Source organism: Knoellia locipacati (genome assembly GCF_044791685.1).
In the GTDB taxonomy this organism is placed as follows: Bacteria; Actinomycetota; Actinomycetes; order Actinomycetales; family Dermatophilaceae; genus Knoellia; species Knoellia locipacati_A.
The window spans coordinates 2,260,435-2,273,957 of the sequence record NZ_CP087730.1; the positions used below are offsets into that span (position 1 = coordinate 2,260,435).

Consider the following 13,523-nt stretch of genomic DNA (forward strand, 5'->3'; position numbering starts at 1 on the left):
TTTGATGGCCGCTAGGGGGCCGGCTTCGCGAAGGGCCTGAACCAGTGCGCACAGGGTCGTCACACGGACTACGTCACGGGTGCTTTCGACGGGCCAGCCGTCCTCATGACCACGCAGACCTCCGCGTCCCTGCCGGATTTGCGCGATCCATGGCACGCGGCCTCTAGGTCCGCCCCAGAACACGGGCTGGAGGCGCAGTCTCTGACTCAAACTCATTGAGCACTTCCGTGAGGTCTTGGTATCGCCGACCGGGCAGGTCGCTGCATGGACCTCACGCTGGCAACTCCTGACCCCGGGCGGCAGGGGCAAAGGTCCTGTCGTCGCAGAGTCAACCTGCTCGGGGTGGCCGCGATTCGAGACACACGCCTGTCAACGACGCGCTGCAACCGGTGTTAGTCGCCGACCCTGGACCGGGTCGGGTCCTTTGGCCCTACCGGGGAGGCTTGGTTCTGCGGTTGGCTCGACCGCGCCAGCCGAACTCGGCTGCGCCAATCGATGTGGAGCAGGGAGTTTTGCAATGCGCGCAGCAGTAGTGCCGAGGCTGGGAGCACGGCTCGAGATCAGGGACGTACCCGTGCCCAGCCCCCAAGCGGGCCAGGTCGTCGTCAAGATCGAAGCGAGTGGCCTGTGTCATACCGACATTCACGCTGCCAGGGGCGACTGGCCGGTCAAGCCGAAGATGCCGCTCATTCCCGGACACGAGGGAGTCGGCCATGTCGTCGAGGTCGGACCCGGTGACTCTCTCGTACAGGTCGGCGACCGGGTGGCGTTGCCGTGGCTCGGCCACGCCTGCGGACACTGCCGGTATTGCGTGGGCGGCTCTGAAACCTACTGCCTGACGCCGCAGTACATGGGCTACACGATGGACGGCAGCTACGCCGACTACACGCTGGCCTACGCCAGTCACGTCGTGAAGATCCCCGACAGTGTCTCCTGGATCGACGCCGCGCCCATCACCTGCGCGGGCGTGACGACCTACAAGGCCGTCAAGGTCGCGCGGCCGCAGCCCGGGGAGACCGCGATGATCGTCGGGATCGGCGGACTGGGACACATGGCACTGCAGTACGCCAACATCTTCGGAGCGACCACGATCGCGGTGGATGTGGAGGACGAGAAGCTCCAGCTCGCCAAGGACCTCGGCGCCGCGCACGTGATCGACGGCCGCGGCAACCAGGGTGAGGAGCTCGCTGCCCTCGGCGGTGTTGACGTGGCCATCGTCACGGTTCCCTCTCCGGCCGCGATGCTGGCCGCCCACGAGTCGCTCAACCCACAGGGCCGGCTCGTGCTCGTGGGTCTGCCCGCGGACAACCGATTCGAGTTGCCCGTCTTCGAGACTGTTCTCAAGGGCATCTCCGTGATCGGCTCGCTGGTCGGGACTCGCAATGACCTCCTCGAGTGTTTCGCGCTGCACGCGAGCGGACGCACGAGGGTCGTTACCGAGACCCGTCGGCTCGAAGATGTCAACGAATGCTTCGATGAGGTCCTGTCGGGCCGGGTGCCCGCTCGCCTGGTTTTCGACATGACCTGACACAAGGCCGTTCATTCTCGACTCGCTGGTGTGTGCACATGAATCTGCGACCGCGGTTGACCCTGGTGGAGCTTCTCCCGTGCGTTCGATGGCCTCGACGTTCTGGTGGTTAGCGAGACCGGCACCCACCGAGGGCGGGTCTCTGCCACCCCGGGCCTCGACCCCCTGAACATCACACCGAGGCGGTTCCCATGCCCAACAGCGAGATCATCCGCGCCCTGCCCACAGTTGGGGGGCGTCGCCCAGCGCACCAGTCCTCCGCTTTCCGACAAGGTTCGACAAGCGGTCGAGAAGGACATGCAGTGCGGTCAGAGCGGGAAGCAGATGGGCATGCTTGGATGGACTTGACTCGTGTCCCCCGGGGCGAGCGTCCTTGGGGACGACGAGTCTCCCGACCGGGAGGTGCCACGCATGGCCGACAGCAAGAAGCCCATAGAGCCACCCGAGCCAACCGGGGGCACAGCCGCCGACCAGCAGGACCAGCGCGCCAACGAGCGCGTCGTTCCCGACGCGCGCCCCGAAGGTGCCCTCGACGAACAAGAGTTCGGAATCGATCATGTAAATGCCCAGGCCGACGGCCGCAGAGCCCAGGTACAGGGCATTCTGGACGACGCTGAAGCACGGGACGAGCAGGCCGACGTGCGGGACTGCGTAGCGGCCGGGCGGGACAGCGCGGCAGACCTGGAGTCGTTCCTCGACCCGGACACGGACTACAGCGCGAGCCTCCAAGCTCGGCGCTCCGCTGCCATGGACCGGTCGGACTCAAGAGTTGACCGGCTCTCCGCAGCTGATGACCGGTCCAAACTCACCCCGGACCACAATGCCCGTGCAGACGGGGACGATGGCTGAGGACGGCGGGAAGGGTGCGTCGACTGACCGCGCGGTAGACAACCTCAGGAGATTCGGTCAGCGCGCAGGAGGCGCGCGGATGTCCGACGCACCTGAAAGGTCGCGCCCCGCTGATTCCAGCGACGACTTGGGGCGGCAGCATTCACCTGCGCGACGGGCGCCACAGTCCTTCCGCCGTGCCGGATACCAGCGCGACGATGGTCGGTGGCAACACGTTCGTTAGCCGGTTGGCAGGCGGTGAGCCGACTTCTGGACCCGGCACCGGTCAGCCACCTCGGGGTGGGTCGCGGCTGCCGGTTTTCGTCGGTTTCCTCGGCAACGAGGCCGTGGCGTTCTTCCGGATCCGCGAGGGCAAGCCCATCGGGTCTGCCGCGCTCGTCGCTGACGAGCACCATGCCCGCACCGACGGCCTCAGCTCCCTGGCTGTGCTGGTTGGCGCCGGCGGGGTTGCTATGGGCTGGGCGTGGGCTGACCCTGTCATTGGCTTGGTCATCACCGCCGCCATCCTGATGGTCCCGCGCGCCGCCGCGCGCGATGTCTTTCGCAGGCTCATGGACGGTGTCGAGCCGAAGCTGGTCGACGATGCCGAGCAGGCTCTGGCACGTGTTGAGGGAGTGCGTGGCGTGCGTCGGGTCCGGATGCGGTGGATCGGCCACGAAATCCATGCCGACGCCGACCTCGAGGTGGACCCTTCGGTCAGTCTTGGGCAGGGGCATGCGATCGCTCACCGTGCAGAGGACGAGCTCGTGCGAGCCCTCCCGAAGCTCGCGGCCGCCGTGGTCCACGCCTATCCCGAGCACTCTGAAGTAGCCCAGCTGCGGTGACCCACTGACGACGGGCGGGTGTGCGCGTGTCCGCGGCTTGGGGGAAGTGAGAGGAGCCGCTGCGGACCCTATTTGGAGACGGCGACGCCTGCGGAGCGTCGGGTGTCGGCGACGCCGCTGACTGCACGTGATTCCCAGTCAACTGCCAGTGCCTGAACTGACCCCCATGAGGCGCGGTAGCTCTTGGGCATGACGCGGGTGCGGTAGCCGAGCTTCTCCAACGCCGTGACGTGGCGGGCGGATTCCAATCGCATGAGTCCGTTGTCCAGTTTGAACCGGGCCGCTGGGACCGCCTGTTCGAGGCTCTGGCCGAGCAGTGCCCATCGCAGGACCACGGAGGCAGTGGTGTTGGGTATCTGGCTGCCCCCGGGTGCTCCGATGACCAGAGCCGGCCGGCCGGTGCTGTCCAACACCATCGAGGGGGAGCTCCAGGTGACGGAGCGCCGCCCCGGTTGCGGGCGGTTGGCCGTCCCGTTGCCGATGAGGTCGAAGCGCCCCAGCTGGTCGTTGAGGAAGAACCCGGCCGTGTAGGTCTGGGATCCCCAGTAGCTGGTGATCGTGTTGGTCATCGAGATCGCCATGCCGTCGGCATCGACGACGGAGATGTGTGTCGTGTTCGGGTCACCGGAGTTGTCGGGCCCGGTCTTGGCGGCCGGTTCTCGTTTGAGGGTTTTTGCGAGGGCTGCGTTGCGGGCACGGTCGGTGATGCTGTCGAGCGGGACGTCGACGAAGTCGGGATCACCGAACCAGCGGTGTACGGATCGCTCGGCCACCTGCCAGCCGCGGGACTGCATGTCGATGAACTCGTGGGAGTCTGCCGCGACCTCTCCGATGCCCAGGGCTTCTGCGATCTGTGCCATCTGGATGATCGCGCCACCGGGGAGGGCCGGTGCCCCGGAGAGGAAGGTGAAGCCGCCCAGGCCACCGCTGGCGGGAACGGAGTGCTGGATCGCGTAGGCGTCGAGCGACGCCGCGTCCAGTCCCGGCACCCGGATGAGCCGCGGGGTCAGCGCGCCGTTGTAGAACGCTGAAGCACCTTCGGCGGCCAGCACCCGCATCGTCGAGGCCAGTTCCTTCTGCACGAGGGTGTCGCCGCGGCGCAACACGGTGCCGTCCTTGCGGTGAAAATGGTCGAGGCCGCGGACGACTCGTCGCCCGCGGCCGGTGGCCAGCGTTTCGGCGAGGTAGCCCGAGACCGGCCCCCCGTTCTCTGCGATGGTGATCGCCGGTTCCAGGAGGTCGGCCCACTTCTGCGTGCCGTAGCGCTCGTGCAGATCTGCCATGCCGGCCACGAAACCTGGAGTTCCCACCCCACTGGCGGGCACCTTGCCGGACCGGGCGACCACTTCCCGGTAGTCGTGGTTGGCGCGCTGGTCACCGTGGACGACGATGCTCACCCCGCCACCGCCGATGCCCGAGGACGCGGGCTGCATGACGGCGTCGGCGAAGCCTGCGGCAATGGCGGCATCGACGGCGTTTCCGCCCCGTCGAAGGACGTCCATCGCGGCTTCGGTGGCCAACGGGTGACCGGTGTTGGCTCCATGAGCGCCGAGAGCAGGAGGACGCGGGGGCGCCTCGTGCGACGTCGTCCCCGTGGGTGTGGGAGGTGTCGGCTCGCTCCGGTCGTCGGAGCAACCCGCAGCGAGCAGTGTCGTTCCGACGAGGCCGCTGATCGCTTGGCGACGGCTCGGCGGGCCGGGTTGGTTCGGCCGATTTTTGCTGTCGTTCATGCGTCTCCTCGAGAGGTGTTGGTGAGCCACGTCGCACGCAGGACCCGTTCCAAGGGGCCGATGCCCCAATGGCGCACCCACAGGGTCGCTGCTGCGGTGAACGCGAGCACTAACCCAATGGTGACGGGCACTCCCACAAGGCGGGACTCGATACGGCCCCCCATCGCGGCGATCACAAAGAAATGGGCGACGTAGAAGGTGAAGGCGAGCTGGCCGAGGTAGGCCAGTGGCAGAGCCCAACTACGCACCTGCGGCCAGAACCACAGCGTGATGCCGATGACGAAGGCCGCGCTACCGATGCTGCTCACCAGCCACAGCGGCATCTGGCCGTGGGCGGCGCCGGTCAGCAGCTGCTTCCAGCCGGAGTCCCCCTCGGTCCCCAAGAGCACCATCGAGACCTGGCTCGCAACGAAGGCCAGGACGCCGGCCGCACCACCTGCGAGCATCAGCCGTCGCTGAACCCGGCGGTCACGTAGGTCTTGGCGGCCCAGCCACATGCCAGCCAAGAACGGGACCACCCAGACCAACAGCGGGTACGCGCCGGACAAGAAGAGTGAGTGGATCACGGTGCCCGGCTCCTCACCCAACGTCGGCATCCGCGTCTTGTGCTCGCCCGCGATCTGGTCGCCCTGCACGACCACCGGACCCACCACCAGCATCAGGAGCGCGAACGTCGCAAGAGCGCGGTCGGAGAGTCGCCGCCACAGCAGCGCCCCGAGGAACAGCACCCCGTACGTGGGCAGGATGACGCTCACCGCTGGGGTCAGAATCTGCAGTGAGAGGCCGCCGAACAGGAAGATCATGGCGCGCCACGTCAGCACCGGCCAAAGGCGCGTGTGTTGACGCCGCGAGGTAAAAAATAGGGACATCCCGAGGCCAGCCAAGACCACAAAGAGGATGGAAGCTCGCCCGAAGGGCAACGTCCACAGCTTGTTGAACCAACCCTCGGACCGGACAGTACCGAGGTTGATCATCATCATGCCGATCAGGGCCAAGCCCCGAGCAGCATCGATCGCTTCGAGCCGCCCAGCTCGGTGGGTGAGGGTGCCGTGGGGGTTGGCCGACGTGTGCGCGTCAGTCACGAGGTGCTCCGATGACGGGGGGTGGTTGATGGGGTGGGCAGCGTCCGTGGCGCGCGGCTGGGATCGCGTTCCGCCCGCGCATGGTGGGTTAGCCAAGAGCGCTCACGAGTCGTTGAGAGCTACCGGAAGGTCACCGCAACGGGTGGTCCAGGTGTGCCCGCAACCAGGTCACTGAAAGGAACCCCGGGCGACAGGTCGGCCGCCGCGCGGGGCCCAAAGACCACGAAAAGCCGCGCACGCGGTGAGCGCACGAACTTGAAATGCGAGGGCCGTATGGGCCCGAGAGGTCCGCTAGCGCGGACGCAGGCGCTGGGGGAGGCGCTTACGTCCTACAGACGCATAATTGCTCTGGGGTGCTGGCCAATGAACGACGGCCCAGCCACAGATGGGGAGTCAGCGGAGGTGGGCAGAGTCGGCTCACCATCGACCGCAGGCCCACCCAAGCAGCGAGGACAGGCTCCAAGACCCTTCGAACCGATCCGACCTTGATGCGACGGGAGGTGCGGCTGCTCTCGTCCAGCGCCTGCGGCGTCTGGCCACCAGTCGAGTGATGATGACCGGGAGCAACCGCACCTGCCAGTGCATGCGTTGTGGCATGCGCGCCTGCCGCAAAGCCCCAAGCGCCGGTGGCGCAGACAAGGACGACGACCAGATGCACCACGCGTCGGGTCAGATTCTTCGCCGCGGGCATGCAGCGATCCTAATGCTGTGAAGGCCGCCGTAAACCAGCCACCATCTAGGAGGGGACGGCTAAAACTCAGATTCAAGGTCAGTGGGCCACAATAAGCGCAGATGCGATGACCCTGCTGCGCCCAAATTCTGTGGGATCGAAGCGGCTCAGTGACGATCGGTTAACAAGTCGGTGACCGAAATCCGCCAGGGTGGACGACGCAGCACGCTGTCGTAGTCCTACACACGGGCGGGCCTGATCCACGCCGCGGATGAAGTCGCAGATGCTGGTCGGTCACGCGCAACAACTCGTCGGCTTGTCGCTGCGGAACAGCCCGGCGCAGATCCGCAGCGCCTCGCTCATCGTCAGGTACGGCGCCCAGGTGTCGGCGAGCTGATCGGCGGTCAGGCCGTACTTGATCGCGTAGGTCGCAGCGAGCATCACGTCCCCGGCGCCGTCGAGCGCGGCGTGGACGCCCAAGACCTTGCCGGTACCCACATCCACGACGAGCTTGAGGACACCGCGGGTGTCGCGGTTGACGAGAGCCCGTGGGATGTCGTGCGCACCCAGGACCCGGCAGTCGCAGACGTACCCTGCGGCCAGAGCTTGCTCTTCGGTGAGCCCGGCGCTGGCCAGCTGTGGAGTCGTGAACGTCACCGCCGGCAGCCCCCGGTAGTCGACCATGGTGGGCTCACCGAGGGCTCCTGCAGCCGCCGCGTGCCCAGTCCGCGCCGCCACGTAGACGTGCTGCGCGGCGCCGGACACGTCGCCGGCGGCGTAGACCCGCGGGTTGCTGGTGCGCTGATACCGGTCGACCGTGATGAATCCGCGATCGTCGGTGCTGATCCCTGCGGCATTCAGCCCGAGGCCCCCGGTGTTCGCACGCCGACCGGTCGCCATCAGCAGTCGTTGCCCGGTCACCTCGTGGCCGAGTTCGGTCCGGACCAGAGCGTCGCCGTCGCCGGTGCGTTCCACAGCGACGGCGCGCTCCTCGACGACGGTGATGCCATCGTCGGCGAACACCCCGCGGAGCACGTCGGCCACCTCAGGCTCAGCGTGCGGCGCCAACCGGCCGACAACCGTGACGCGCACACCCAAGTGGGCCCACAGTTGAGCCTGCTCCAGACCGACATAGCCACCGCCGACGATCACCACCGACCCGGGCAGGTCCTGCTGCTCCATCGCGGTCGTGCTGGTCAGCGGGTCGACCGTGTCCATGCCCCGCAAGTCAGGAATGTGCACCACCGAGCCTGTCGCGACGACGTAGGCATGTGCAGCGACTCGCTCGCCGTGTACCTCCAGCGTCTCTTGGTCGACGAAGCGGGCGTGGCCGTACTTGACCTGGAAACCGTGCGCGTCGGCCACATCGGTGTATTTGGCCTGCCGGAGCCGGTCGATCAGTTCCTGCTTCTGCATCATCAGTGCCGGCATGTCCACGGCCGCGGCACCGGTCGGGACGCTCGGGAAGGGCTTGACCAGCGCCTGGTGGCGACGCCCGGCCGCCGCGAGCAGGTTCTTGCTCGGGATGCAGCCGACATTGAGGCACGTCCCACCGAGTACGCCATGCTCGACCAGCAGGACGGACTTACCGCGTGTCCTGGCCTCGATCCCAGCGGCCATCGCTGCGCCCCCACTGCCGACCACGACCAGGTCCCACGTGCCCTCGTTGTCCATCACCAGACCGTAAAGGTTCCAGCGCAGAGGAAGGTCAAGGCCGTAGGCTGCGGATGTGCAAATCGGGGAGTTGGCCAGGCGCGCCGGTCTCACGACCAAGACGTTGCGGTTCTACGAGCAGGCCGGGGTCCTGCCCCGACCCGAACGGACCGCGGCGGGATACCGGGACTACGACGAGACTGCGGCCTCCCGGCTGGCTTTCGTGCGGGCCGCGCAAGCCGCCGGTCTCACCCTCGCGGAGATCCGCACCGTCATGGCGGTCCGCGACGACCAAGGCCCACCGTGCTTGCATGTCACGGCGCTGCTGGATCGGCACGCAGCCGCGCTCGACGAGCGCATCGCCGAACTCGAGGCGACCCGCACGGAGGTCCGCCGGCTCCGGGGCCGGGCCGCCACTCTAGACCCGGCGGCCTGCCACGAGGACGGCGTCTGCCACATCATCCCGAGCGGCTGATCGTCAGCGGCGGGACGCCCGCCGCCACCACCGCAACAGCCACACCTCCGAACTGGTCCGGCCACATCCCGGCTGGTGTGACGCGCATCGTGGCTCCTCTCTTGCCTTACAACCCCGCACCAGAGCGACCCGATCACCACACCCTCCGCCGGATGTCGCCAGACAGCCACGTACCGCAGCATCCCCCGGGAGGCCCCGCGCTACAGGGCGCACGCCCATCAGGTGGGCGTCCGCAAAACAGCCGAAAGTGTCGGTCACGTACCCCTATCGCCATCTAGGTGACCTCGACTGACGCCCTAGGTGGCGCAGCTTGCTTGGCGCTCACAGTCGTTGTGCGCGCAGGCGTAGGGCGTTGGCGATGACACTGACCGAGGAGAGCGCCATGGCGGCTGCGGCGATCATCGGAGAGAGCAGGAGCCCGAAGGTTGGGTAAAGGACTCCGGCTGCGATGGGGATGCCTGCGACGTTGTAGATGAACGCGAACACGAGGTTCTGGCGGATGTTCGACATTGTCGCCTCGGACAGTTTCCGTGCTCGCACGATGCCGGTCAGGTCGCCCTTGAGAAGGGTGATCCCTGCGCTCTCGATGGCCACGTCGGTTCCTGATCCCATTGCGAGGCCCACGTCGGCGGCGGCGAGGGCGGGTGCGTCGTTGACGCCGTCGCCTGCCATGGCGACGACGCGTCCTTGGCTGCGCAGCCGCTTGACGACGTCGGCCTTGTGGTCTGGCATGACTTCGGCTTCGACATGGTCGATGCCGAGTCGACGCGCGACGGCTTCGGCGGTGACGCGGTTGTCACCGGTGAGCATGACCACCTCGACTCCTTCCGCGCGCAGCGCTTTCACGGCCTGCGGCGTTGTCTGCTTGATGGGGTCGGCGATGGCGATGATCCCTGCGACTTGGTCGTCCACGCCTGCGAAGATCACCGTGGCGCCGTCGGCGCGGAGTTGGTCGGCCTGTGCCATCAGCGCGCTCGGGTCGAGTCCTTCGCCGGTCAGGTATGACGCGCTGCCGACCCGGACCTGGCGCTGTTCCACCGTTCCGATCACGCCCTTGCCCACCGGTGCATCGAAGTCGGCCACGTCCGGGATGGTCAGAGCGGCCTTGGTGGCGGCGTTCACGATGGCCGTCGCCAGCGGGTGTTCGGAGGCTCGTTCGACCCCGGCCACGAGGCGGAGCAGGTCGTCCTGCGCGAATCCGATCGTGGCGACGACCTGCGTCACCGATGGTTTGCCCTCGGTGAGGGTCCCGGTCTTGTCCACCACGAGGGTGTCGACCTTCTCCATTCGTTCGAGCGCTTCGGCGTTCTTGATCAGGACGCCGAGCCCGGCTCCTCGCCCGACACCGACCATGATCGACATCGGTGTCGCCAGACCCAGGGCACAGGGGCACGCGATGATCAGGACGGACACGGCGACGACCAGCGCATGAGCCAGCCGTGGGTCGGGTCCGACCGCGGCCCACACGGCGAACGCGACGATCGCGATGACGATGACGGCGGGCACGAACCATGCGGCCACTTGGTCCGCGACCCGCTGGATCGGTGCGCGGGAGCGTTGCGCGTCGGCGACCATCTGCACGATCCGGGCCAGCATGGTGTCGCGGCCGACCTTCTCGGCTCGTACGATCAGCGACCCCGTCTGGTTGATGGTCCCGCCGATGACCGTGTCGTCAACGGCCTTGGTCACCGGCATCGACTCCCCAGTCACGAGGGACTCATCAAGGGTGGAACGCCCTTCCTCGACGATCCCGTCCACGGGGACCTTCTCGCCCGGCCGAACCCGAAACCGGTCGCCAACGGTCACCTGGTCCAGGGTCACCTCGTGCTCCGTGCCGTCAGGGTCGATCCGCCGTGCAGTGTCGGGGGTGAGGTCGAGGAGGGCCCGGATGGCGCCCGATGTTTGCTCGCGGGCCCGCAGCTCGAGGACCTGCCCGAGGAGGACGAGGGTGGTGATGACCGAGGCGGCTTCGAAGTAGACGTCGACCGCGCCATCCATCCGGAACGCCTCAGGGAAGATTCCCGGTGCGAGGGTGGCAACGACGCTGAACAGCCAGGCGACGCCCGTGCCCATGGCAATGAGGGTGAACATGTTGAGTTTCAGGGTGCGCACCGAGGTCCAGCCCCGCTGGAAGAACGGCCACCCGGCCCACAACACCACGGGGGTGGCGAAGACCAATTGCAACCAAGCGGACGCTCGCGGTGAGATCGCGTCGTGGATCGCGGGGATCAGGTCGCCACCCATGCCGAGGACGACCACGGGGACCGACAGGACCACACCAGTCCAGAAGCGGCGGGTCATGTCTGCCAGCTCAGGGCTGGGCCCACTGTCGGCGCTCACCATGACCGGTTCGAGGGCCATCCCGCAGATCGGGCACGAACCCGGGCCGGGCCGCCGGATCTCCGGGTGCATCGGGCAGGTCCACTCCGCGACCTCTCCGGGCCCTGGTGTTGGTCCTGCACTGTCCTCGCCATGGCCGTGGCCGCGGTGGTCATGCGCGCCGTGGTGATCGGGCGGCCCGTCGGTGCTGGCCGAGGAGTACGCCGCAGGATCGGCGTCGAACTTGGCCTTGCAGTGGGCAGAGCAGAAGTGGAACGTGCGGCCGTCGTGCTCACATCGGTGGGTGCTGGCGCCGCTATCGACGTCCATCCCGCAAACAGGATCCTTCACCGTAGTCGCAACAGTGGCGTGTTCGGGGTGTTCCGCGTGATCGCTCATATCGTTCATTATGTACCCCCTAGGGGTATGTGGTCAACGCGCTGCAAGTGCTAGGCCGTCCGCGCGATGGTCCTGGGGGCTCGGACCACGGACGGCTGCGCCCGACACGAATGCGGTAGGCGCGGATGTGTTCGTCGTGGAAGATCGGGACCTGGTGCCGGGTGCTGATGGGGTCCGGAGGGCCAGAACCCGCGAGGGTGATGTACAGGGAAGCCCGTCCGAACAAGCAGCCTGGTGGTGATCGCTGCACGTGGGGAAAATGAGCTTCGCGTCCTCTTGGTCGACCAACTGACGTGATACCCAGTGTTGTCGCCCCTCGGAGGGGGCCTCCGGAGGATCATTCGGACGCGGTTAGCGGCGGACCATCGCGTCGATGGTGCTCACGACAACGCGGGCTGCCTCATCCTCGGAAGGGTGTAGTTGCGCCCCTCAGTGGCAGCGCCGTGCAAGATGAAGTGGATCGCACTTCCCAGCCGCTGGGCGGACAGGTCGCCACGGTACGGGCGCCGATCGCGTTGGGCGAGGGCCGTGCCCGACAGGCCACGCCGTCGAATCGCTCGGTCGGCGGAGGCGACGGAGGGACCTTCGGCCCTGACCCTGCGAGCACGAAAGTCGTAGCGTCAGTATTGGGCTTGGAGGACCTGCTGGTTCACCGGCAGGAGTTCGCCCCGTTCGCCGCACACAGCCAGGAGCTGGACTAAATGAACCACAAGACGCATATGTACCTCATGCTCGGCTTGGTCGCCGGAGCGGGTGCGCTGTACTTCTCGGGCCTCATCGACGGCGCTGCGCTTTTCTGGCTGTGGCCGTTGGCCTGCATCGCGATGATGGTCGTGATGATGTGGGCCATGGGCAGCATGTGGCGTCGGCCTGTCGAGCACACCCACGACGACGGAGTGAGCCACTCGCACGGTGACGTCCCGGAGTCCCTGCGCAAGTAGAACTGTCAGCACCGACGCCTCAGGCTCGGCGCCCGACGTGGGAACGAGTGCCTGCGTGGCCGCCGAGGAGAGAGACATGACCACTGCACAGATCTTGGTGACCCTGCTAGTCGCCGCGCCGACCGGCGGCTTGGGCTGGTTCTTCTTCCGCTCTCTGGCGGCGACCCAGGCAGTCAACCTGGATGGCGCGCAAGCGGTGTCGGCACGCCGGCCCGAGGCGGCGCAGCCCCGATGAACCAGACCCCACAGCTGTTCTCAAGGCTCAGCAGGCTCTCACTCGGTGGTGTCGGGCTCGTGCTCGCGGCCGTCTGGGGTCTGAAGCTTGCCAAAGTCGCCAGAAGCACCGTCAGCTACGCCCACTACTGGGCAACACCTCAGGGCCGGTCCGGCGGACTCCTGTACGTCGCGCTCGGCGACAGCGCCGCACAGAGCATCGGCGCGAGTCGACCGGAGCACGGCTACGTCGGGGTGCTGGCACAACGACTACGGGACAGCACTGGGCAACGGGTGCAGGTCGTCAACCTGAGCCGCTCCGGTGCCCGCCTGCACGACGTAATCGACTCCCAGATTCCGGCTCTCGCCGCTCTCGGGCGCACCCCGCACGTCATCACCGTCGCGATCGGGGGCAACGACATCCTGCAGTACGACCGCGCCGCCTTCTCCTCGGCCAGCGACAGGCTCACCTCCGCGCTGCCTTGCGGCACCTACGTCGCGGACGTGCCGTACTTCATGCACGGCCACTGGGAGCGCCAGGCACGGCAGGCAGCCCGGGTGCTCACGACCAGCGCCACATCGCATGGTTTGCGGCCCGTTGCGCTGCACGAAGCTCTTGAAGCGCAAGGACTTCGGGCGATGCTCAACCAGTACGCGGCCGACTGGTTCCACCCCAACGATCGCGGACACCGCGTCTGGGCGGACGCCTTCTGGCAGCAGATGTCGGCGGAACGCGGCGACCAGGTCGGCATGCCGCGGCAGGCAGAAGTCCTACAAGGGGAGCCCGTCAAGCTCTTCAAGAGTCAACCGTAGAGTTCGTGAGCCTCCACTCCAACGCGA

General features: G+C 67.2%; 11 protein-coding genes. 7 read left to right on the plus strand and 4 right to left on the minus strand.

The window, feature by feature from the left end; all coding sequences use genetic code 11:
* The first annotated feature begins 574 nt into the window (after positions 1 to 574).
* The 3 genes from LL946_RS10450 (at position 575) to LL946_RS10460 (ending at position 3,201) form a co-directional block, all read left to right on the plus strand.
* Entirely contained in the window at positions 575 to 1,528 is a 954-nt protein-coding gene (locus tag LL946_RS10450) for a zinc-dependent alcohol dehydrogenase (protein ID WP_404380377.1), read from the plus strand.
* 411 nt (positions 1,529 to 1,939) lie between these two features.
* Positions 1,940 to 2,377 carry a hypothetical protein gene (locus LL946_RS10455; protein ID WP_404380379.1) on the plus strand — a complete coding sequence of 146 codons (438 nt, stop codon included), beginning with the start codon at positions 1,940 to 1,942 and terminating at the stop codon, positions 2,375 to 2,377.
* A gap of 176 nt (positions 2,378 to 2,553) precedes the next feature.
* Positions 2,554 to 3,201: a cation diffusion facilitator family transporter gene (locus tag LL946_RS10460; RefSeq protein WP_404380381.1), complete on the plus strand. Its 648-nt coding sequence runs from the start codon at positions 2,554 to 2,556 to the stop codon at positions 3,199 to 3,201.
* Positions 3,202 to 3,269: 68 nt separating this feature from the next.
* Here LL946_RS10460 and LL946_RS10465 read toward each other — a convergent pair whose 3' ends face one another.
* The 3 genes from LL946_RS10465 to merA form a co-directional block, all read right to left on the minus strand.
* On the minus strand, positions 3,270 to 4,931 hold the full coding sequence (locus LL946_RS10465) for a gamma-glutamyltransferase (RefSeq protein ID WP_404380383.1): 1,662 nt from the start codon (positions 4,929 to 4,931) through the stop codon (positions 3,270 to 3,272).
* Entirely contained in the window at positions 4,928 to 6,013 is a 1,086-nt protein-coding gene (locus tag LL946_RS10470) for a DUF418 domain-containing protein (protein ID WP_404380385.1), read from the minus strand. Before LL946_RS10470 ends, LL946_RS10465 begins: the two co-directional genes overlap by 4 nt.
* Positions 6,014 to 6,977: 964 nt before the next feature.
* Positions 6,978 to 8,357 carry a mercury(II) reductase gene (gene merA / locus LL946_RS10475; RefSeq protein WP_404380387.1) on the minus strand — a complete coding sequence of 460 codons (1,380 nt, stop codon included), beginning with the start codon at positions 8,355 to 8,357 and terminating at the stop codon, positions 6,978 to 6,980.
* Positions 8,358 to 8,412: 55 nt separating this feature from the next.
* Here merA and LL946_RS10480 point away from each other — a divergent pair, with 55 nt between their 5' ends.
* On the plus strand, positions 8,413 to 8,811 hold the full coding sequence (locus LL946_RS10480) for a heavy metal-responsive transcriptional regulator (protein WP_404380389.1): 399 nt from the start codon (positions 8,413 to 8,415) through the stop codon (positions 8,809 to 8,811).
* 321 nt (positions 8,812 to 9,132) lie between these two features.
* Here LL946_RS10480 and LL946_RS10485 read toward each other — a convergent pair whose 3' ends face one another.
* Positions 9,133 to 11,460, minus strand: a complete 2,328-nt coding sequence (locus LL946_RS10485) for a heavy metal translocating P-type ATPase (protein WP_404386855.1) — start codon at positions 11,458 to 11,460, stop codon at positions 9,133 to 9,135.
* Positions 11,461 to 12,230: 770 nt separating this feature from the next.
* Between LL946_RS10485 and LL946_RS10490 the strand changes: the two genes are divergently transcribed.
* The 3 genes from LL946_RS10490 to LL946_RS10500 all read left to right on the plus strand — a co-directional run bounded on the left by LL946_RS10490 (position 12,231) and on the right by LL946_RS10500 (position 13,496).
* Positions 12,231 to 12,470, plus strand: coding sequence for a hypothetical protein (locus LL946_RS10490; protein WP_404380391.1), 240 nt, complete (start codon positions 12,231 to 12,233; stop codon positions 12,468 to 12,470).
* A gap of 76 nt (positions 12,471 to 12,546) precedes the next feature.
* Entirely contained in the window at positions 12,547 to 12,705 is a 159-nt protein-coding gene (locus LL946_RS10495) for a hypothetical protein (RefSeq protein WP_404380393.1), read from the plus strand.
* Positions 12,702 to 13,496 (plus strand): SGNH/GDSL hydrolase family protein, encoded by a 795-nt coding sequence (locus LL946_RS10500; RefSeq protein WP_404380395.1) that lies wholly within the window; start codon positions 12,702 to 12,704, stop codon positions 13,494 to 13,496. The genes LL946_RS10495 and LL946_RS10500 overlap by 4 nt, the downstream gene beginning before the upstream one ends.
* Positions 13,497 to 13,523: the final 27 nt, after the last annotated feature.